General features: G+C 70.1%; 14 protein-coding genes. 9 read left to right on the forward strand and 5 right to left on the reverse strand.

Going from position 1 to position 20,020, the window contains the following annotated elements:
- Window positions 1–32 precede the first annotated feature (32 nt).
- Both purL and H6726_31040 read left to right on the forward strand, forming a co-directional pair.
- Window positions 33–3,941 (forward strand): phosphoribosylformylglycinamidine synthase, encoded by a 3,909-nt coding sequence (gene purL / locus H6726_31035; GenBank protein ID MCB9662117.1) that lies wholly within the window; start codon window positions 33–35, stop codon window positions 3,939–3,941.
- 134 nt (window positions 3,942–4,075) lie between these two features.
- On the forward strand, window positions 4,076–4,522 hold the full coding sequence (locus tag H6726_31040) for a tellurite resistance TerB family protein (protein ID MCB9662118.1): 447 nt from the start codon (window positions 4,076–4,078) through the stop codon (window positions 4,520–4,522).
- Between the two features lie 43 nt (window positions 4,523–4,565).
- On the opposite strand, the gene H6726_31045 is transcribed toward H6726_31040, so the two are convergent.
- Entirely contained in the window at window positions 4,566–5,204 is a 639-nt protein-coding gene (locus H6726_31045; GenBank protein ID MCB9662119.1) for a thymidine kinase, read from the reverse strand.
- A gap of 26 nt (window positions 5,205–5,230) precedes the next feature.
- On the opposite strand from H6726_31045, the gene H6726_31050 reads away from it, so the two are divergent.
- The 3 genes from H6726_31050 to H6726_31060 all read left to right on the forward strand — a co-directional run bounded on the left by H6726_31050 (window position 5,231) and on the right by H6726_31060 (window position 9,730).
- On the forward strand, window positions 5,231–5,959 hold the full coding sequence (locus H6726_31050) for a hypothetical protein (protein MCB9662120.1): 729 nt from the start codon (window positions 5,231–5,233) through the stop codon (window positions 5,957–5,959).
- 56 nt (window positions 5,960–6,015) lie between these two features.
- Complete coding sequence (locus tag H6726_31055; protein MCB9662121.1) at window positions 6,016–8,019, forward strand: hypothetical protein; 2,004 nt, start codon at window positions 6,016–6,018, stop codon at window positions 8,017–8,019.
- 115 nt (window positions 8,020–8,134) lie between these two features.
- The gene (locus H6726_31060) at window positions 8,135–9,730 is read left to right on the forward strand and encodes a GMC family oxidoreductase (GenBank protein MCB9662122.1); all 1,596 of its coding nucleotides are present in this window, start codon (window positions 8,135–8,137) and stop codon (window positions 9,728–9,730) included.
- A 136-nt stretch (window positions 9,731–9,866) separates the two neighbouring features.
- On the opposite strand, the gene H6726_31065 is transcribed toward H6726_31060, so the two are convergent.
- The 3 genes from H6726_31065 to H6726_31075 form a co-directional block, all read right to left on the reverse strand.
- Window positions 9,867–11,573 (reverse strand): glutamine--tRNA ligase/YqeY domain fusion protein, encoded by a 1,707-nt coding sequence (locus H6726_31065; protein ID MCB9662123.1) that lies wholly within the window; start codon window positions 11,571–11,573, stop codon window positions 9,867–9,869.
- A 71-nt stretch (window positions 11,574–11,644) separates the two neighbouring features.
- Window positions 11,645–12,073, reverse strand: coding sequence for a hypothetical protein (locus H6726_31070; protein ID MCB9662124.1), 429 nt, complete (start codon window positions 12,071–12,073; stop codon window positions 11,645–11,647).
- 165 nt (window positions 12,074–12,238) lie between these two features.
- Entirely contained in the window at window positions 12,239–13,204 is a 966-nt protein-coding gene (locus tag H6726_31075; protein ID MCB9662125.1) for a hypothetical protein, read from the reverse strand.
- A 116-nt stretch (window positions 13,205–13,320) separates the two neighbouring features.
- Here H6726_31075 and H6726_31080 point away from each other — a divergent pair, with 116 nt between their 5' ends.
- Window positions 13,321–14,001, forward strand: a complete 681-nt coding sequence (locus H6726_31080; protein ID MCB9662126.1) for an L-2-amino-thiazoline-4-carboxylic acid hydrolase — start codon at window positions 13,321–13,323, stop codon at window positions 13,999–14,001.
- Between the two features lie 14 nt (window positions 14,002–14,015).
- On the forward strand, window positions 14,016–14,678 hold the full coding sequence (locus tag H6726_31085; GenBank protein MCB9662127.1) for a methyltransferase domain-containing protein: 663 nt from the start codon (window positions 14,016–14,018) through the stop codon (window positions 14,676–14,678).
- A gap of 113 nt (window positions 14,679–14,791) precedes the next feature.
- Here H6726_31085 and H6726_31090 read toward each other — a convergent pair whose 3' ends face one another.
- Window positions 14,792–15,778, reverse strand: a complete 987-nt coding sequence (locus H6726_31090; protein MCB9662128.1) for a helix-turn-helix transcriptional regulator — start codon at window positions 15,776–15,778, stop codon at window positions 14,792–14,794.
- Between the two features lie 179 nt (window positions 15,779–15,957).
- Here H6726_31090 and H6726_31095 point away from each other — a divergent pair, with 179 nt between their 5' ends.
- Together H6726_31095 and H6726_31100 are read left to right on the forward strand one after the other, a co-directional pair.
- On the forward strand, window positions 15,958–18,612 hold the full coding sequence (locus H6726_31095; GenBank protein ID MCB9662129.1) for a TonB-dependent receptor: 2,655 nt from the start codon (window positions 15,958–15,960) through the stop codon (window positions 18,610–18,612).
- Between the two features lie 42 nt (window positions 18,613–18,654).
- The gene (locus H6726_31100) at window positions 18,655–19,974 is read left to right on the forward strand and encodes a hypothetical protein (GenBank protein ID MCB9662130.1); all 1,320 of its coding nucleotides are present in this window, start codon (window positions 18,655–18,657) and stop codon (window positions 19,972–19,974) included.
- Window positions 19,975–20,020 lie beyond the last annotated feature (46 nt).

Genomic DNA, 20,020 nt, shown 5'->3' on the forward strand with positions numbered 1-20,020 from the left:
TTGATCGCGTCGAGGCTGCTATGCCCGGGCCCATGCTGACGCTTCGTGGCGCGCCTGCGCTCTCCGACCACCAGACGCAGAAGCTGTTCGAGCGGGTTCGGGCCGTCGCCAAGGGCGTGCGCGGGGTCTACGCCGAGTACGTGCACTTCGTGGATGTGAGCGCGCCACTCGACGACGGTGAGCGCGCGTTGCTGGACCGGCTCCTGGTGTACGGACCCAGCGTGCCTCGACGCAAGCTCGATGGCGTGCAGCTGCTGGTGGTGCCACGGCTCGGGACGCGCTCGCCCTGGTCCAGCAAAGCGACGGACATCGCGCACATCACGGGGCTCGCGTCCGTGCGGCACCTCGAGCGCGGCATCCGCTACGTGCTCAAGGGCGAGCTCGGCGAGCCGGGTAGCGCCGAGCTGGACACCACGCTCACGACCGTCGCCGCGCTGGTGCACGACCGCATGACACAGTCCGTGCTGCGCGACGAAGCGCAGGCCGAGGCGCTGTTCCGCACCGACGCGCCCACGCCGCTGCAGTCCGTGGACGTGCTGGGCCAAGGGCGCGCCGCGCTCGAGGCAGCGAACACCGAGCTCGGGCTGGCGCTGGCCGAAGACGAGCTCGACTACCTGCTCGACGCCTTCCGCAACCTGGGGCGCAACCCGAACGACGTGGAGCTCATGATGTTCGCGCAGGCGAACTCGGAGCACTGTCGTCACAAGATCTTCAACGCCGACTGGATCGTCGACGGCAAGAAGCAGACGCGCTCCCTGTTCGGAATGATCCGCTACACGCACGAGCGCTCGCCCGACGGCGTGCTCTCCGCGTACAAGGACAACGCCGCCGTGTTCGCGGGCAACGAGGCCGCGCGCTTCTTCCCCGAGCCCGAGGGGCGCGTCTACCAGTCCACCACCGAGCCCGTGCACGTGCTCATCAAGGTGGAGACGCACAACCACCCCACCGCCATCGCCCCCTTCGCGGGCGCGGCCACAGGCGCAGGCGGCGAGATCCGCGACGAGGGCGCCACGGGCCGCGGCGGCAAGCCCAAGGCGGGCCTGGCGGGCTTCTCCGTGAGCAACCTGCGTCTGCCGGACGCGGTGCAGCCCTGGGAGCGGGAGTACGGCAAGCCCGACCGCATCGCATCGGCGCTGGACATCATGCTGGAGGGCCCGCTCGGGAGCGCGGCGTTCAGCAACGAGTTCGGGCGGCCCAACTTGGCGGGCTACTTCCGCACGTTCGAGCAGCGCTGCGCCGGCCCCGCAGGCGTCGAGGTGCGCGGCTACCACAAGCCCATCATGATCGCGGGCGGCTACGGCAACATCCGCGCGCAGCACGTGGGCAAGGAGCGCATCGCGCCGGGCGCACACATCATCGTGCTGGGCGGGCCCGCCATGCTGATCGGCCTCGGCGGCGGCGCCGCGTCGTCCATGGCCAGCGGCCAGAGCGCGGCCGACCTCGACTTCGCTTCGGTGCAGCGCGACAACGCCGAGATGGAGCGGCGCTGCCAGGAGGTCATCGACCGCTGCTGGGCGCTGGGCGAGCAGAACCCCATCGTGTCCATCCACGACGTGGGCGCGGGCGGGCTCAGCAACGCGCTGCCGGAGCTGGTGCACGACGCCGCGCGCGGGGCCACATTCGAGCTGCGCGAGGTGCCCAACGAGGAGCCGGGCATGAGCCCGCTGGCCATCTGGTGCAACGAGAGCCAAGAGCGCTACGTGCTCGCCGTTTCGCCCGAGTCGCTGCCGACGTTCGAGGCGCTCTGCAAGCGGGAGCGCGCGCCCTACGCCGTGCTGGGGCAGGCCACCGAGGCCGAGCACCTGACGGTCACCGACGCGCACTTCGGCAACACGCCGATCGACCTGCCCTTGTCCGTGCTGCTGGGCAAGCCGCCCAAGATGACGCGCGACGTGCGCAGCATCGCCACGCTGCCGAAGCCGCTCGACATGAGCGACATGGACCTGCGTGAGGCCGCCCTGCGCGTCCTGCGTCTGCCCACGGTGGCGGACAAGACCTTCCTGATCACCATCGGGGACCGCACCGTGACGGGCCTCGTCGCGCGCGATCAGATGGTGGGCCCCTACCAGGTGCCCGTCGCGGACTGCGCCGTCACCACCGCCGGCTTCGACACCTACGTGGGCGAGGCCATGGCCATCGGCGAGCGCACGCCCGTCGCGCTGCTGGAGCCCGCCGCGTCGGCGCGCATGGCCATCGGTGAGGCCATCACGAACCTGATGGCCGCCCCCATCGAGCAGCTCTCGCAGGTGCGCCTGAGCGCGAACTGGATGGCGCCCGCGGGCCACCCCGGCCAGGACGCCGGCCTGTTCGACATGGTCAAGGCCGTGGGCATGGAGCTGTGCCCCGCGCTCGGCATCGCCATCCCGGTGGGCAAGGACAGCATGTCCATGCGCACCACGTGGCAAGACGGCGACGAGGCCAAGAGCGTCACCGCGCCCCTCTCGCTGATCGTCACGGCGTTCGCGCCCGTGTTCGACGCGCGCAAGGCGCTCACACCCCAGCTGCGCCGCGACCGCGGCGACACCGTGCTGGTGCTGATCGACCTCGGCATGGAGCAGAACCGGCTGGGCGCGACGGCGCTCGCGCAGGTGTACGAGCAGCTCGGAGACGAGCCGGCCGACCTGGACGACCCGGAGCTGCTGATCGGCTTCTTCGACGCGATCCAGCGGCTGAACCGCGAGCGCCGCGTGTTGGCCTACCACGACCGCGCCGACGGTGGCCTCTTCGCCACGCTGGCCGAGATGGCGTTCGCGGGCGGCTGCGGGCTCGACATCCGGCTGGACGGGCTCGGCGGCGAGGCCATCCCGATCCTCTTCAACGAGGAGCTGGGCGCGGTCATCCAGGTGCGCAGCGACGACCTCGAGGAGGTCCTGCTCACCTTCGCGTCTCACGGCCTGAACGGCTGCGCCCACGCCATCGGCAAGCTGCGCGACGACGACCAGCTGCACTTCCGCCTGAACGGCAAGACGGTGCTCGACGAGTCGCGCGTGTTCCTGCGCGACATCTGGAGCGACACCACACACCGCATGCAGGCGCTGCGCGACAACCCGGACTGCGCCGACGAGGAGCAGGAGGCGCGCACGGACCCGACCGACCCGGGCATGACGGTCAGCGTGCCGTTCGCGCCCGGCGAAGACGTCGCGGCCCCGTTCATCAACACCGGCGTACGCCCCCCCATGGCCATCCTGCGCGAGCAGGGCGTCAACGGGCAGGTCGAGATGGCCGCGGCCTTCCACCGCGCAGGCTTCGAGTGCGTGGACGTGCACATGAGCGACCTGCTCTCGGGCGAGGTCTCACTCTCGCGCTTCCGTGGGCTCGCGGCCTGCGGCGGGTTCAGCTACGGCGACGTGCTGGGGGCCGGCGAGGGCTGGGCCAAGAGCATCCTCTACAACAGCCGCGTGCGCGACGAGTTCGAGGCGTTCTTCCAGCGCCGCGACACCTTCGCGCTGGGCGTGTGCAACGGCTGCCAGATGATGGCCACGCTGCGCGAGATCGTGCCCGGCGCCGACCTCTGGCCGCGCTTCGTCCAGAACCGCTCGCAGCGCTTCGAGGCGCGCCTGAGCCTGGTGGAGATCCGCCGCTCGCCGAGCCTCTTCTTCGAGGGCATGGAGGGCGCCCGTCTCCCGGTCGCCGTGGCTCACGGTGAGGGCCGCGCCGAGCTCGAGGGGCACGATCACCAGCTGCGCCTGGAAGACGAGGCGCTGATCGCCATGCGCTTCGTGGACAACCGCGGCAACGTCGCCCACACGTACCCCGCGAACCCGAACGGCTCGCCCGGGGGCATCGCCAGCGTGACCACGCCCGACGGGCGCGTGACCATCATGATGCCGCACCCCGAGCGCGTGTTCCGCAGCGTCCAGCACAGCTGGCGCCCAGACGGCTGGGGCGAGGCCGCGCCGTTCCTGCGCATGTTCCGCAACGCGCGCGTCTGGGTGGGCTGAGCGGGCCACTGCCCAGCCGGCCCGGCCAGCCGCCGCCGGGCCTGCAGCGAGGGAGCGCCGTGGGTCGCCGCGTCACGCGAGGCCACCGCGAAGCGCGGGAGCCGAGCTGCGGTCGATGGTGGTATGGTCTCCGCATGGAGATCGACAAGAGCCAAGCCGTCGCCATCGCCGCCTTCAACCGCTTCGACGAGGACGTGAGCGACCCCGTCCTGCGCGCCGTCAGCGCCGCCTACTGCCTGATCGCCTGCGCCGACGGGCAGCTCGAGGACAGCGAGCTAGCCGAGTACGTGCGCGTGGCGCAGGGCGACGCCCGCTTCGAGCGCCTGGACAAGAGCAAGCTCGAGCACGCGCTGCGCTCGTTCGGAGAGGCGCTCCAGACGGACGTGGCCGCGGGTCGCGCGCGCGCGCTCGCGATGGCGGCCGAGGCCGCCTCCGACGAGGCCACCTGCGACCTGGTGCTGCAAGCCGCCAAGCTGGCCATGCAGGCCAACGACAAGGTCTCGAAGAGCGAGGTCGACGCGCTCCGCAGCCTGTGCACCGCGCTGGGGGTCAACCCGCGCCAGCACGTCCCCGAGGATTGAGCGGAGCCGTCTTGGGCGTCGGCGGGCGCCACAGACTCGAGGGTCAGTGCTCGTCAGCGCGTCCACGTGCGCTGGGCGGCGCGCCTCCGAGCTCACGTGGCACCGCGTAGCCCTGCACCTCGGCCAGCCCGAACTCGCCGCGGCTGAGCGCCTCGTAGTGGTGGCCCACGTCGATCTGCGCGCCCGACACGACGCGCGTTCCGTCGGCCTCGAGGCGCGCGTTGAAGGTGGCCTTGCGCCCCGAGCGACAGATGGTCTTGATCTCCTCGAGACGGTCGGCCCACGCCAGCAGGTACTGGCTGCCCTCGAAGGGCTCGCCGCGGAAGTCGGTGCGGAGCCCGTAACACAGCACGGGGATGTCCAGCTCGTCCGCGACGACGCACAGCTGGAGCACCTGTGCCTTGGTGAGGAACTGGGCCTCGTCCACGAGGACGCAGTGCAACGGCCCACGCGCCGCGTCGTCACGCACGGCCACGAAGAGGTCTTCGTCGTGCTCGAAGATGCGCGCGTCCGCCTGCAGCCCGATGCGCGACGTGATCTTGCCCTCGCCGTAGCGCCCGTCGATGCGAGGGGCGAACAGCAGGCAGCGCATGCCCCGCTCCTGGTAGTTGTAGGCAGACTGCAAGAGTGTGGTGCTCTTCCCGGCATTCATCGCCGAGTAGTAGAAGTAGAGGCTGGCCATGGAGGCGAGAGGGTACACTCAGAGCCATGCGCTGCCGAACCGCCCCCACCTCGTTCGTGTCTCGTCCTGTGCTGGCCGTGTGGCTCAGCGTCGCTGCCGCCCTCGGGAGCGGGTGCGGCGGCGGAGGCAGCGGAGGGAGTGGAAACGCCGACCAGGGTCCACGCCCGGACACGGGGTTGCCAGCCGAGTGTGAGTACGTGCACATGGCGTCGCTCTCCGCGGACGAGCCCAGCGACTTCGCCGGCACCACCGAGGCCCACAACGTGTGGCGCCACCGCGTGGGCATCGACCCGCTGCGCTGGGACGAGGACATCGCGGACCACGCGCAGGAGTGGGCCGACCACCTGGCCAGCACCAACAACTGCGGCCTGCAGCACAGCAGCAACGAGGACCGCCGCGATGTGGCCGGCTTCAGCTCGTTGGGCCAGAACCTGGCGGGCGGGGGCGGCGGGTTGAACGGCGTGAGCTCGACGAACCTGTGGGCCAGCGAGCGCAGCGACTACGACTTTGGCACCGCCATCTCCGGCTCGAACTTCCAGGCCTTCGGGCACTACACGCAGATCGTGTGGGAGAACACGACGGCGCTGGGCTGCGGCATGGCCACATGCGGAGGGTCGACCGTCGTCGTGTGCGAGTACGGTACCGCTGGGAACTTCCTCGGCCAGACCCCCTACGGCGAATCCACGGGCGACTGCCTGGACCTCGACAACGACGACATCCTGCAGCGCGACGACCCGGACGACACCGAACGCTGACGATTGCTCGTAGACGTGTCCGCTGCTACCGTCGCCCCCGAGCAAGGAGTGCGGCGATGAGCAGGAACGTGTGGTGGGTTGTGTGCGGGGTGCTGTTGGGAGTTACGGGCTGCGGTGACGAGCCAACCACGCCCTTCGTCGACAGTGGCATGACAGGCGGTGGCCGAGACCAGGGGCACATGGACGCGGGGCACGCCGACTTGGGGTCGACCGATGCCGACGTCGACCAGGGTCAGTCCGGGCCGTGTTCCTCGGCGGGACGCCCGATGCCAGCCTTCATCAACACGCTCGGGGGGAGTGGCCCGTTCATCTTCGCAGAGAACTTCCTGGCCGAGTGTCAGCTCACCCCGGGTACTGCGGCCATCAGCGTCGGCACCCTGGCGATGGTCATCACGAACGAAGCTGGTGTGCGGGTCCAGGACATCTCGCCCGTGTCGAGTCCGTCGCTCCCGAGCACCTTCGAGGGGATGGTCGGTGCTGGGGGGTTCCCGGCCGGCATGTATTCCATTCGCTGCTACGTCGAGGACGCTGACGGTGAGTGCGGCCGAAGCGACGTGACATTCCACGTCGACGGGGGCCCCGAGGTCTCCATCCAGACCCCGGAGCGCGACCAAGCGTTCTCGGGCGGCATGACAGCACGCTTCCGGGTGTTGCCAGACGAGATCTTCGCAGGGGACAGCGGCGCAACCATCGCTTCCCTGACCCTGACCGTCGCCGGAGCAGAGATACCCTCGAGTGCGATCAGTGACCTGGGCGACGGCTCCTACCTGGCCAACATCGACTTCGCTGACACCTCGCTCTACCCCATCGCGCTGAGCGGCAGCTACCTCATGGAGGTCGAAGCGACGAACGAGCGAGGTGCTACGGCGCGCCAGGTGGTCTCGTTCGTCGTTGATGCCACGGGTCCGACCATCACGTTCCTCGCTCCGGGCGATGGCCAGCTGGTAGGCGGAACGTTCACGGTGCGTGTACGCATCGTGGACCCTCTCGGCGTGGTACCGGGCTCGACCGTGACGGTCGGTACCGACATGTACACGCTCATCCCCATCCCGGGTGCGGCCAACGAATACTTGCAGACCATCGACGCCAACGGCTTCGGCATCACGGTCCGTGAGCTCACCATCAACGTCGTGGCGCAGGACCTTGCCCTCAATGGGCGCGTGGCGTCGCGCACCGTCAAGCTCGACAGTCAGCCACCGATCGCGTCCCTCGACCCGGGCCCCGTGCGCTATCGACGCGGAAACCCACCCACGCAGTGCAGCTATCCGCTCGACCCGGTGGGGGACGACGCGGCGAACGATCTCCAAGTCCTCGGCACAGCGGCGGAATTCCGCGCCCGCGTCGAGGACCGCGCCAACGTCGCATTCGGAAGCTCGCCAACCGCGTCGTTCCTCGCCGGCATCTCCAACACCGCGGGCGTCTCCGTCTACGTGCTGGACGACTCGTCGCAGGCGCTGCTGGTCGACTCGGACGGCGATGGCTACTGCGACCGCATCAACCCGCTGGTCGACCCGGAGGAGGGTGTCACCAGTGGAGCGGCCGTCGTCATCGACCTCAACGCGATCACCCCGGCGCGGTACCCGACCAGCGGCCAGAACAACGGGACGTACTGGCCGGCCAATCCTGAACCCACACTCGACCCACCCGACCCCATGTGTGTCCAAGGCGGAGGATCCGCCAGCCTGGCTCCGCAGGTGTGCGAGTCGAGCGACCTCACGTGGGTGATGCGCGTTGGTACGACGGGCAACACGCCCGCCATCTTCGGCAAACCCCCCATCGGCACGCTCACCTGCCACGGTGACGCCTGGGATTTCCAGTCCAGCATCCAAGAGGGTTGGGCCTGCGTCGCGCTTCGCGCTCGCGATCAGGTGGGCAACGTCGGTGTCTCACCCGTATTGCGCAACTGCTTCGTGTCCTCCGCCATGTCAGTCGCCTGCGACGGAGTGCCGGTTGGAACCTACATGCCCGACGACGAGAACGTGCCGTCGTGCACGGACGGCTGCATGCCCCCCCCGGACTTCGATACTGCCTCTGGGGCCAACCTCATCCTCGCTTTGTAGTGACGTCCAGGGACACGCCGTCCGGCGGGGCCGCCACGCCCGCTCGGTCGCTTGTCTGACGACCATCGTCCCCTTGGCGAACGGGAGCTATTGACCTACAGTCAATAAGCTCTCCATGACCTACGACTACATCATCATCGGCTCAGGCTTCGGCGGCAGCGTCTCGGCGCATCGGCTCACGCAGAAGGGCTATCGCGTGCTCGTCCTCGAGAAGGGCAAGCGCTTCACCAAGGCGGACTTCCCCAAGGACAACCGCGACCTCAAGCGCTGGATGTGGAAGCCCTCACTGGGGTTGCACGGCATCTTCCAGATGTCGTTCTTCGACCACGTGACCGTCATGCACGGCGTGGGCGTGGGCGGCGGGTCCTTGACCTACGCCAACACGCTGCCGACACCGCAGGACGCGTTCTTCACGTCGTCCTCGTGGTCGCACCTGGCCGACTGGAAGGCGGAGCTGACGCCCCACTACGCGACGGCCAAGCGCATGCTGGGGGCGACGCCCTACCCCGGCGTGACCCACCCCGACAAGGTCATGCTGGAGATCGCGCAGGACCTCGGCCGCGAGGCGCACTACGGCCCTACCGAGGTGGCGGTGTTCTTCGGGGAGCCCGGCAAGAAGGTGCCGGACCCGTTCTTCGACGGCGACGGGCCCGAGCGCGTGGGCTGCACGGAGTGCGGCGCCTGCATGACGGGCTGCCGCGTGGGGGCGAAGAACACCCTGGACCAGAACTACCTGTACCTGGCAGAGAAGCACGGCGCGGTGGTGCGCCCGGAGCGCGAAGTGCTGGCCGTGCGCCCCAAGGCGGGCGGTGGCTACCGGGTCGAGACCATCCCCTCGATCGAGAAGGGCCCGGCCGAGGTGTTCGAAGCGCCGAACGTCATCTTCTCGGGCGGCGTGATGGGCACCATCCCGCTCCTGCTGGCCATGCAGGAGGACCCGAAGGGCCTCCCCAAGCTCTCCAAGCGCCTGGGGTCCGCCGTGCGCACCAACAGCGAGGCGCTGTTCGGGGTGGTCGCCCCAGACCTGGACGAGAACCTGGCGGCGGGTGTCGCTATCACGTCCATCCTGCACACCGACGACCACAGCCACATCGAGCCGGTGCGCTATGGCCACGGCAGCGACTTCTTCCGCTGGATGGTGCTGCCGCACGCGCCGGGCAAGAACTTCGTCACGCGGCTGGCCGGCGCGCTCAAGCAGTTCGCCGAGCGTCCCGGCTTCGCCCGCCGCGCCTACACGCTGCCGCGCGAGGAGTTCGCCGAGAAGACCGCCACGCTGCTGTTCATGCGCACCCTCGACGGAACACTCTCGCTCAAGTTCGGGCGCAGCATGATCAACGGCTTCCAGCGCGCGCTGGTGAGCGTGCTGGACGACCCGGCCGACGCTCCGCAGGCGTTCATGGACGACGCGACCGACCTGGCGCGGCGCTTCGCGGAGAAGGTGCAGGGCATCGCCGTCAGCATGTTCAGCGAGACCGTGCTGGGCTCGCCCTCCACGGCGCACATCCTCGGGGGCGCGTGCATGGGGCGCGACGCCAGCGAGGGGGTCATCGACGCGCAGCACCGCGTGTTCGGCTACGAGGGGCTGTACGTCATCGATGGGTCCGCCGTGTCGGCCAATCCCGGCGTGAACCCGTCGCTGACCATCACGGCGCTGGCCGAGCGGGCGATGAGCTTCATCCCAGCTCGCGCGGAGGTGGCGGCCGCCGAGTGATCGCCTCGCGCAGCGCGAGACCCTGCTGGCGCCCTGCGTGAGACGCTGCTGGCGCGCTGCGCGCGGACGTTCGCCTCGGCGCCCGTTGGATGAGCACACGGGCGGGCCCCGAGCCCGCCCGTGCCAAGGCGAGAGGTCAGCTCTTGGCGGCGACCTTGGCCCAGGAGTCCTTCAGCGCGATGGTGCGGTTCAGCACGAGCCCGGCGCCCTCCGAGGAAGGGTCCACGCAGAAGTACCCCATCCGCTCGAGCTGGATCCGCGAGAGCCCCCCGAACTGGGCGATGGCGGGCTCGATCATGCAGCCCTCCAGCACCTCGAGCGACTCGGGGTTGAGGAACTCGAGGAAGTCGCGGTCTTCGTGGCCGAGGGGGTTCTCCTCCGTGAACAGGCGGTCGTAGAGGCGCACCTCGGCGGGCACGGCATGCCGCGCGCTGACCCAGTGCACGGTGCCCTTCACCTTGCGTCCGTCGGGCGCGTTGCCACCGCGTGACTCCGGGTCCCACGTGGCGCGCAGCTCCATCACCTCGCCGGCGTCGTCCTTGACGACGCGCGTGACGGTGAGCAGGCACGCGCCGCGCAGGCGCACCTCGTTGCCGGGGAAGATGCGCCAGAACTTCGGCGCCGGGACCTCCATGAAGTCCTCGCGGTCGACGTAGACCTCGCGGCAAAAGGGCACCGCGCGCGAGCCGGCCGCGTCGTCACCCGGGTTGAGCGGGAGCTCGAAGCTCTCCTCGGCGTCCTCCGGGTAGTTCTCGATGACCACGCGCAGGGGCCGCAGCACGCCCATCAGGCGCGGGCTGCTCGCGTTGAGGTCCTCGCGGATGGCGTGCTCGAAGAGGGTCACGTCCACGAAGCTGTCGCGCTTGGACACGCCCACGCGCTCACAGAAGGCACGGATGGAGGCGGGCGACACCCCGCGGCGACGCAGGCCGGCGACAGTGGGCATGCGCGGATCGTCCCAGCCGCTGACGTGCCCGGCCGCGACCAGCTTCTGCAGGCTGCGCTTGCTGAGCACGGTGTAGGTGAGGTTCAGCCGCGCGAACTCGATCTGCCGCGGCGGGTCCTCGAAGCCGAGCTGCTCGAGGAACCACTCGTAGAGGCCCCGGTGGTTCTGGAACTCGAGCGTGCAGATGCTGTGCGTGACGCCCTCGATGGCGTCCGACTGCCCGTGGGCCCAGTCGTACATGGGGTAGATGGACCAGTCCGTGCCGGTGCGGTGATGCGCCACCTTGAGGATGCGGTACATGACCGGGTCGCGCAGCTTGAGGTCCTTGCTGGCCATGTCGATCTTGGCGCGCAGCACGTGGGCGCCTTCGTCGAACTCCCCCTTGCGCATGCGTTCGAAGAGGTCGAGGTTCTCGTCGACGCTGCGGTTGCGGAAGGGGCTCTCGGTGCCGGGGTTGTGGAAGTTTCCGCGCCCCTCGCGGATCTGCTCGAGGGACTGGCTGTCCACGTAGGCCTTGCCGTCGCGGATCAGGCGCACGGCCATGTCGTACAGCTGCTGGAAGTAGTCCGAGGCGAAGTAGCCGTGCTCCCCCCACTCGAAGCCCAGCCAGCGCACATCCTCCTGGATGCTCTCGACGAACTCGGTCTCCTCCTTGGCGGGGTTGGTGTCGTCGAAGCGCAGGTTGCAGTGCGCGCCCGGCAGCTTCTTGGCCAGGCTGAAGTTGGTCACGATGGACTTGGCGTGGCCGATGTGGAGGTAGCCGTTGGGCTCCGGCGGGAAGCGCGTGACGAGGCGCGTGCGACCCGCGTCGATCTCGGCCTGGACCAGCTCGTCGACGAAGTTGGGGGCGTGGTCTTCGGGCTTGCCGGCCGGGGGGCTTTTCGGGGAGTCACTCACGGCGCGCACGCTAACACCCGGTGTGGACCAAGGGTAGTTGTGGGGGGCGTTTTGCGAGGGCCGGGGCGCGCTCAGACCTTCTCCCAGCCACCCCCGCGCTGGCGGCGCCGGTGCTCGGGGCGCAGCTCGCTGCGCGCGTCGGGCACCAGCAGCTCGCAGGGGTCGAAGTAGTGCAGTGTGCGCGACAGCCCCACGATGGGCGGAAGCGGGAGCGCCGCGAACTCGGGCTCCGTCGGGCAGCGGTGGTGCCAGAGGGCCTCGGCGCTGGGCACGGCCTCGAACACCAGCACCTCCTTGATGCCGCCGTTGCAGTTGGTGGACACCACCAAGACGTCTCCGGGGAGGGCACGGCGCTGGGGCACGCGCAGGATGACGTCGTGGTGGAACTCACCCTGGGTGTGGTGGCCGAGCAGCTCGTAGCCGCCGTGCTCCACGGTGAGTCGTTCGAGTAGCGCCCCCAGGACCAGGGTCGCTGCGAGGTCATCGACGAGCGTGGTCATCTCCACAAGGTACCGGCCGCGACGGGACCGGCAAGAGTGGTGTGGTAGGACGCCGCCCGCGACGTCCGCGACGTACCGCACTACCCGTGCAGCGCCCCGTACTGTGCGAGCGAGCGGGTTGACCGATGGCCGCGACATGCGCGTGGACGCGACCGAAGGACGAGTTCAGTCGACCGAGGCGCTCTGAACGAGCCGCAGCGCGTTCGCGAGCAGCTCGCGCACCTGGGCGTCGGTTACGCTCAGCGTGACGCGGAAGGTGGTGTCCTCCTCGTGCAGCGTGACCTGCTGGAGCACCGTGGTGGCCCCCAGCGCAACGAGCACGGGGTTCTCTTCGGCCTCGGTCAGTGCTTCGCGCAGCGCATGCGCAAGAACGGGGACTGCCGCGGCTTCGTTGGTGGTGATGAAGGCCTCCAGCTGCAGTCCGTCGCGCAGGCTGAACCAGCCACCCGCGCTCACGCCGTTCTCGTGCAGCACGTGCTCGACGTGGCCCTCGCCCAGCTCGGCGCGCATCTCGTCCGTGAAGACCCACACCATGCTGCAGTCGCGTTCCCCTAGCTGGGCGAGCGCGGCGGCCTCGGCGAAGCCGGGGCGCGTGGGGCCGGTGCCCGGGAACACCCCGTCCAGGCGGTCGAGCGCGTCGTGCACCTCCTGTAGCTGCCCGAGGAGCGCCGTGTCGGCCGTGGGCACGCTCATCCAGTCCGAGCCGGATCCACGCAGCTCGTGCGTACGGTAGGTGGCTGCCTCATGGAAGCCCGAGATGGCCTCGAGGTGCCGTGGCTCGAACGCGCCGCGCATGGCCACGAGGGTCTCGTCGGGGCCGCCGCCGAACGGCTCGAAGCCGACCACCACGTGGTCCGTGTGATCGAGCACCCGGAAGAAACCTTCGACCTGCTCCCGTTGGCCCTGCGTGCCCGCGTCCACGAGCTCACGCATGCTGTCGTAGTACGGGGAGCGACGCAGACCGTCGAAGTCGTAGTGGGCCACGATGGGCGTGTTGGGATGCAGCAGGTGCAGCAGCGGCATCGCGGCGGGGGCCGTGGCGGTCCCGGCCCCCGACCGCCCGCACGAGGCGAGCCCGACGAGCACGGAGAGGAGGAGCAGCGGAGAGGCGGAGCGCAGCGTGCGTGACATGGCGTCTACGGTAGAGCACGGATCCGACGCGCCGCAACGACCTGCGAGACGAGTGCGCGAGCGCGAACGCGACGACTGGCAGGCGCGCCAACGGCCGACGGGTATACTCCCGACCCATGAGCAGCCTACCCACTCCACGGCGCGCGACGCTGGCCGAGCTGCGGCGCTTCGACACGCGCCATGGCCTGCCGGCCGCGCTGGGTGTGCTGCGCCGCGCGCTGCGCCCACTGGAGCTCGCGCGCGTGCTCGGCGCCATGGCACTCGGCGCGCCGCGGGATCCGCTCGCCGGGCTCGGCACCTCGGCCCACTTCGGACCGGCCGAAGAGGCGCTCGTGCGCCACCAGCTCCGCGCCGCGGTGCGCCTCGACGACGCCACGCGTCGTGCCCTCGGCGGCCCGCGTTGGCCCGAGGACCGGCGCCGCGCGCTGCTGCTCGACGTGATCGCCACCACGGGCTCCCACTTCATCGAGCACAACGTGCCCTTCCCCACCCGCGAGGCGTGGCGTGGGAGCACGGCCCAGGCGCGACAGGCGTTCATCGAGGCCCTGCGTGGGAGGCTCTTCAACGCGCAGCTGGTGCCCGCGGGCATCGAGAGCGACGCGGTGGGCTTCGACGTGAGCGCGTGTCGCTTCGTCGAGCTGTGTGCGGCGCTCGATCGCCCGTACCTCGCCGCGATGTTCTGCGAGGCCGACTCGCGCTTCTTCGCGCAGCACACCAAGCTCATCACCCTCCGCCGCAGCCGCACCCAGGCGCGCGACGGGCAGCCTTGCGACTTCCGCTTCACGCTCGAAGGCTGAGCCGGCATCCGACCATGACCGCTTTCCACGAAGGTAGCCGTTCGCGCCTGACGCGGCGCGACCTGGGGCGCTTTGCCGGCGAGACGCTCTTCGACCGCGTGGGCCGCGTGGTGTGCGAGGCCGAGTGCCTGCCACGCAAGGAGCTGTACGAGAGCTGGGAGGTCGCCAAGCGCGCGCGTCGGCGCCTGCGTGGCGGCGTCGTGTACGACCTCGCCGCGGGGCACGGGCTCCTGGCACACCTCCTGCTGATCTTGGACGACAGCTCCCCCCGCGCGTTCGCGGTGGACCTCCGCCAGCCCGCCAGCGCGCCCACGCTGCATGCCGCGCTGTGCGACGCGTGGCCGCGTCTTCGTGGGCGAGTCGAGTTCGTGCAGACGGAGCTCCAGGCGGTTCGCGCGCAGGTCGGCGACGTGGTGGTGTCCGCGCATGCTTGTGGCGCGCTGACCGACGCCACGCTGGACGTCGCGCTCGCCGGCCGCGCGGGCGTGGCGGTCCTGCCCTGCTGCCACGCGGACCGCACCGGCGACACGGGCGGCCTGTTGGGATGGATGGACGCCGCCCTCGCCATGGACGCGACCCGCGCGGGCCGGCTGCGCGCGGCGGGCTATCACGTGTTGGCGCAGACCATCCCGGAGTCGATCACACCCAAGAACCGACTGCTGCTGGGCTGGCCGTAGCGAGTCGTGGACGATCACGAGCGAACGGACGCGGGCCACGTCAGCTGAACTGTGCCCGCCGGACCTACCGCACCGCGCTCACTGTCCTGTGAGCGGCCACGCGCTACCCCTGACTACACCTTCGCGCGACACTGACGTGGGGACACCCCGAAGTGCCGCCGGAACGCCGTGGCGAAGTTGGCCGGACTACCGTACCCCGCGATCGCAGCGGCCTCCCCCACGCGCACCCCACGCGTCTCGAGCGCCGCGCGCGCTAGCTCCAGGCGTCGCTCCCGCCCGTAGGCCATCACTGACGTCCCCGTGGCCGCGCGAAACTGGCTCTCCAGCGTGCTCGCGTTCACCCCGAAGCGCCGCGCGAGCTGCGCCACGCTGGTGTCGGCCTCACCCCGGTCCAGCAGAGCCCGCACGAGGCGCACCCGATCGTGCTCGTCTGGAGCGAGCGGCATCGGGTCTGGGACGGCGTTCGACGCGTGCGCTTCGTCCAGCCGCGCGAGCGCCTCGATGACGAGGTCGAGGGCGCGGCTCTCGAGGTAGAGCGAGCGCGCGGCCTCGGCGTAGCGAGGGATGCGCAGCATCTGCTCGGCGAGCGCGACCATCCGCGATGATGGCTCGAAGCGGTGCATCGCCAAGTGGGTGCGCACCAGCCGCGCCACCGCGGCGCTGCCCTCGAGCGCGAAGCCGCTGTCCTCGATCCAGCGCGGCTCCATGTTGACGGAGACCTTGCGCTCGGTGGCGTCCCGCATGGAGCGCCGCGTGAAGAGCTCGGGACGCGTGAGCGAGAACAACAGCGCTTCGGGGCGCCTCCCGCCACGACCGCCTATTCCGACCGAGCGGCCGCCGAGCGTCACCTCGGCGCTCCCCTCCAGCAAGACCACCACCCCGAGCGCCGGTCGCAGCTCTACCTCCGTGGTCATGGCGCGCAGGTCGCGCAGGTGCGTACGCTGGAGCACCAGGCCCGGCCGCAGCTCGGTCACTTCGAACATCCCGCTGAGGAGGGGCTCCTCGTCCGGCGCGTCGAGGCGCACGAAGCGATAGTCGTCCCCCAGACGCTGGGTTCGGCTGACGAGGTCATCCCGACATACGGCGCCCTTGCGGGTCACTCGGAGCTCCTCATCGGGAGCAAACGTTTTCCGGGGACTTGCAAAGAAACTCGCGCTCGGCGCTGCCCATACTCTCGGGGTCCCCCCTTGCCATGACGACTTGCGCGACCGTTTCGGGGTCGCTCGACGGTCGCCGGCGCAGTGCATCGCTTGGGGGTCACCACGCCCGTATAATGAATATGAAAGTCAATATCAAGCCATGGCCACGGAGCGCGCTGAGCGTCTTGCTCGCCGTGGGCGCCGTGGGCGGGGATGGTGTGGTGCTCGCGCAGCCGCCGGACCACACGGGGGATGACCCACCGCAGCGAGCCCCGGACACGACCCGGGCGGCAGCGGGCGCGGTGGAGCCCCCCGTGCTTCTGACCGTGCCATCCGCGCAGCGGCCCGCGGGAGGGCACGGCGACGAGGTGCGCGTGCGCCTGCAGGTGACCATCGACGCGGACGGGGCCGTCACGCTCGCGGAGGTCGAGTCCGGACACGACCCGGCCTTCGACGCGGCGGCCGTCGCGGCCATGCAGCAGGCGCGATTCTCACCTGCCCTGCGCGACGGGGTCGCCATCCCGGTGCGCTTCTTGTTCGACTACGTGTTTCCTCCGCTGGAGATCGCGGACGCCACGGCCGAAGCGGCCGGCGACGAACACGACGACGCCCAGCCCGCCGAGCGGGTCGGCGCGGCGGTTCCCGAAGGCCAGCCGTTTGACGATACAGCCCCTGCTCTCGAAGGCCGGGAGCACGCCCAGGCATCCCCTGGGCTCGAAGGCCAGCCACGCGACGACGCCTCCCCTGCTCTCGAAGGGCAGCCGCGCAACGACGAGTTCGGAGCGGACGCCGTCGTGCGCTCCCCTGCGAACGTGCGACGCCACTCCGTCGAAGCGGTGGACGTCGTGGAGCTAGGCGACGCACACACGCGTACCGCGGACCTCGGCGAAGTCTTGGCCCGCGCGGAGGGCGTCTCGGTGCGCCGCTCGGGGGGCCTCGGGAGCGCCGAGCGCATCTCGCTGGCTGGCCTCGAGGGTCAGCAGCTGCGGTACTTTTTGGACGGCGTCCCGCTGCGCTACATGGGCTTCGCCACGGGCCTCGCCAACATCCCCGTCGGGCTCGTGGAGCGCGTCGAGATCTACCGCGGCGTGGTGCCGATTCGCTATGGCGCGGACGCGATCGGAGGCGCCATCGATCTGGTGACAGACCGGACGAGCGCGCACGACCATGCGACGCTGTCGTACCAGGGCGGGTCCTTCGACACGCACCGCCTCTCTGCCAACGCACACGTGCGGAGCGCGCGGACAGGTCTGTTCGCGCGCGGGGCCGCCTACCTCGACAGCGCACGCAACGACTACGACGTCGACGTCCAGGTCGCGGGGCCGTCAGGTCGGCGCGAGCCGCGCTCCGTCTCCGTGTGGAACGCGAACTACCGCGCGCAGGGGGCCGCTCTCGAGCTAGGCGTCGCAGACCGCCCGCGCGCGGGTCGCGCGTCGCTCCGCGCGTTCGTCACCGACCACAGGCGGGGCATCCCGCACAACCTCGGCATGACCGTCCCGTATGGTGACGTGCGCTACGGTCAGACCGACACCGGCGCGCTCGCGCGTTACGAGCACACCTTCGTCGACGAGCGCCTGAGCGTCGACCTCGCGCTGGGCTACGTCGCGCACCGCGTCCGCTTCGTGGACGAGGGGAGCTGCCGCTACAACTGGCTCGGCACCTGCGTGCGCACGCTGGACCCTCCCGGCGAGCTGGTGACCGGCGGCCGCAACCTGGCCACGCTGGAGCGCAGCGTCTACGCCCGCGCGAACGTCGCGTTCCAGCTGGCCGACGGTCACACGGTCCAGCTGTCGGCCAGCCCCGAGTTCGACCAGCGTCAGACGGATCGCGACTCGGTGGGTGCGAGCACGCTCACGGGACGCGGAAGCCGCCGCATGATCGTGCTGGGCGCGGCCTACGACGCCAGCTGGGGCGAGCGCCTCGCCCACTCGGTCTTCGCCAAGGTCTACACGCAGCGCCTCACCGCAGACGAGCACGTCTTCGGTGAGGTCCAGACGCACGAGGTCGACGAGCGTGCCTTGGGGGTAGGTGACTCGCTGCGCGTCGAGCTGAGCGACGCCCTCACGCTGAAGGCGTCGTACGAGTGGGCCACGCGCATGCCGTCGAGCAACGAATACTTCGGGGACGGGACGCTGACCCTCTACAACTACGGCCTCACCCCGGAGCGCAGCCACAACGTCAACCTGGCGCTGCGAGCGGACCTACGCAGCGACCGGCTCGGAGGGCTGACCGGGGAGCTCGCGCTGTTCGCGCGCGTCGTCCACGACCTCATCTGGCAGTCCGCGTCCGCCGACAGCTTCCAGTACCAGAACATCGGTGAGTCCCGCTCGCTGGGCGCCACGCTGAACGTCTCCTACCGCTCTCCCCGCGACTGGGTGGCCATCCGAGGTACCGCCTCGTACCTGGACGCGCGGAACCTCTCACGCTCGGGCGCATTCGCCGACGTGCGCGGTGACCGACTCCCCAACCGACCGTACCTCGAAGGCGCCGGGGAGGTGGAGCTGGGCGTGAACGGCCTGGTGCGTGACCGCGACCGCCTCACGGCTCTGTGGGGCTTCCGATACACGCACGCGTTCTACCTCGCGTACGAGAGCCGCGGCACATCGGGCGCGCAGCTCACCATCCCCGCGCAGCTCGTGATGCACGCCGCGCTCCGCTACGTCGCGTCGTACGGCGCACGGACGCTCTCGACGGTGATCGAGGCGCAGAACCTCACCGACACCGCCGTCTACGACTTCTTCGGCGTACAGCGCCCAGGGCGCGCCGTCTACGCGAAGTTGGTCATCGATTTCTGAGGCCGCGAAGAGGCCCTCACTCGACAAGAACAGGACAACACCATGACCACGCTGAGACACCTGGATCGCATGCTCGCCATTGCGAGCGCCCTCACCATCGCCGCCTGTGGAGGTGGTTCCGGAACGGACACGCCCGACAACGGCGCGCCACCTACCGACAACGGCACCCCGCCCGCCGACAACGGCGTGGACGACGACCAGGGCGCGGCGGGCGAGGTGAGCCACGTGGTCATGGCGTACGACGACGCCACGCAGGTGACCTACATGGTGCAGGTCCCGGACCTGGCGGCGGAGACCATGTCGTCGTTCACGGGCACGTCGGTGCCAAAGCTCGCCGTCGCCGTCGCGTTCGGTGACGACCCCTACTTCTACGTGGGCAGCTCGGACGGCCCCGCCGTCACGCGCTACGAAGTGACCGCCGACGGCATCGTCGAGGACGACGAGGTGTCGTTCGAGAACGAGGGCACGACGGCGACGGGTGGCTATCAGTCGAACCTGATCCTCGTGAGCCGCACGAAGGCGTACTACATCGACCAAGGCAACTCGCAGCTCGTGATCTGGAACCCGACGACCATGACCGTGTCCGGAACGTCGTCGTTCGACTCCATCAACGAGGTCGGCGCGCGCAGCGGCATCTCGGGTTTCCCGATCCGGGTGGGCACCAAGTACTTCTACGGCGTGGGCTGGTTCACCATGGCGACGCTCGACGTGTTGCACGGCGCGGCGGTGCTCGTGATCGACTCGGCGGACGACTCGGCGACGCTGGTGCGCGACGAGGACGAGCGCTGTGGCTACAGCTTCTCGGTGGTCGAGGGCACGGACGGCCTCTACGTCGGGACCGAGGCCTTCGGCGCCGCGCAGCACGCCCTGTCCATGGGCACCGCCGCGCCGTGCATGCTGCGCTTCGACCCGGACACGCTGACCTTCGATGACACGTACCAAGTGGCGCTCGAGTCCCTGGTGGGGGATGTCCCCGCGGGCACGCTCGTCCCCGGCCCCACGGCCGGCACGGCCTACCTGCGCGCGCTCGACTTCGCCACGCTCGGGGTCACGCTCGACGAGTGGAAGACGGGCGGCCCGAGCGGCACGTCCATGGGCAACGCGCGCGTCTTGAGCACGCAGCCAGCGTGGGCGTGGTACGAGCTGACCCTCGGCGACACCCCCACCGCCACGCTGCTGACCCACGCCCGCAGCTCCGCCGCCACCTTGGGCATCGAGCTGGGCGCGGGGCAGCGTGTCATCCCGGAGTACGCCGGCCCCCGCACGCACCTGCGGTCCTTCACGGGCAACACGTACGGCAGCGTCGGGCTCGACGCGCAGGGCAACGTGCGCTCCGCAGTGCGCGTCGTCGTCACCCCCTGAGCCTCCCGACCGGCGCGGGGTGCGCGTCCGCAGCCCCCGCGTCGGT

Source organism: Sandaracinaceae bacterium, assembly GCA_020633055.1.
In the GTDB taxonomy this organism is placed as follows: Bacteria; Myxococcota_A; Polyangia; order Polyangiales; family Houyiibacteriaceae; genus JADJJE01.

What these genes read in the sequence shown, in the direction of transcription:
- H6726_31100 (MCB9662130.1), top strand. Translation starts at nt 18,655, where the DNA reads ATGACCACGCTGAGACACCTGGATCGCATGCTCGCCATTGCGAGCGCC.
- H6726_31045 (MCB9662119.1), bottom strand. Translation starts at nt 5,204, where the DNA reads ATGGCCAGCCTCTACTTCTACTACTCGGCGATGAATGCCGGGAAGAGC.
- H6726_31085 (MCB9662127.1), top strand. Translation starts at nt 14,016, where the DNA reads ATGACCGCTTTCCACGAAGGTAGCCGTTCGCGCCTGACGCGGCGCGAC.
- H6726_31040 (MCB9662118.1), top strand. Translation starts at nt 4,076, where the DNA reads ATGGAGATCGACAAGAGCCAAGCCGTCGCCATCGCCGCCTTCAACCGC.
- H6726_31075 (MCB9662125.1), bottom strand. Translation starts at nt 13,204, where the DNA reads ATGTCACGCACGCTGCGCTCCGCCTCTCCGCTGCTCCTCCTCTCCGTG.
- H6726_31080 (MCB9662126.1), top strand. Translation starts at nt 13,321, where the DNA reads ATGAGCAGCCTACCCACTCCACGGCGCGCGACGCTGGCCGAGCTGCGG.
- H6726_31055 (MCB9662121.1), top strand. Translation starts at nt 6,016, where the DNA reads ATGAGCAGGAACGTGTGGTGGGTTGTGTGCGGGGTGCTGTTGGGAGTT.
- purL (MCB9662117.1), top strand. Translation starts at nt 33, where the DNA reads ATGCTGACGCTTCGTGGCGCGCCTGCGCTCTCCGACCACCAGACGCAG.
- H6726_31060 (MCB9662122.1), top strand. Translation starts at nt 8,135, where the DNA reads ATGACCTACGACTACATCATCATCGGCTCAGGCTTCGGCGGCAGCGTC.
- H6726_31050 (MCB9662120.1), top strand. Translation starts at nt 5,231, where the DNA reads ATGCGCTGCCGAACCGCCCCCACCTCGTTCGTGTCTCGTCCTGTGCTG.
- H6726_31070 (MCB9662124.1), bottom strand. Translation starts at nt 12,073, where the DNA reads ATGACCACGCTCGTCGATGACCTCGCAGCGACCCTGGTCCTGGGGGCG.
- H6726_31095 (MCB9662129.1), top strand. Translation starts at nt 15,958, where the DNA reads ATGAAAGTCAATATCAAGCCATGGCCACGGAGCGCGCTGAGCGTCTTG.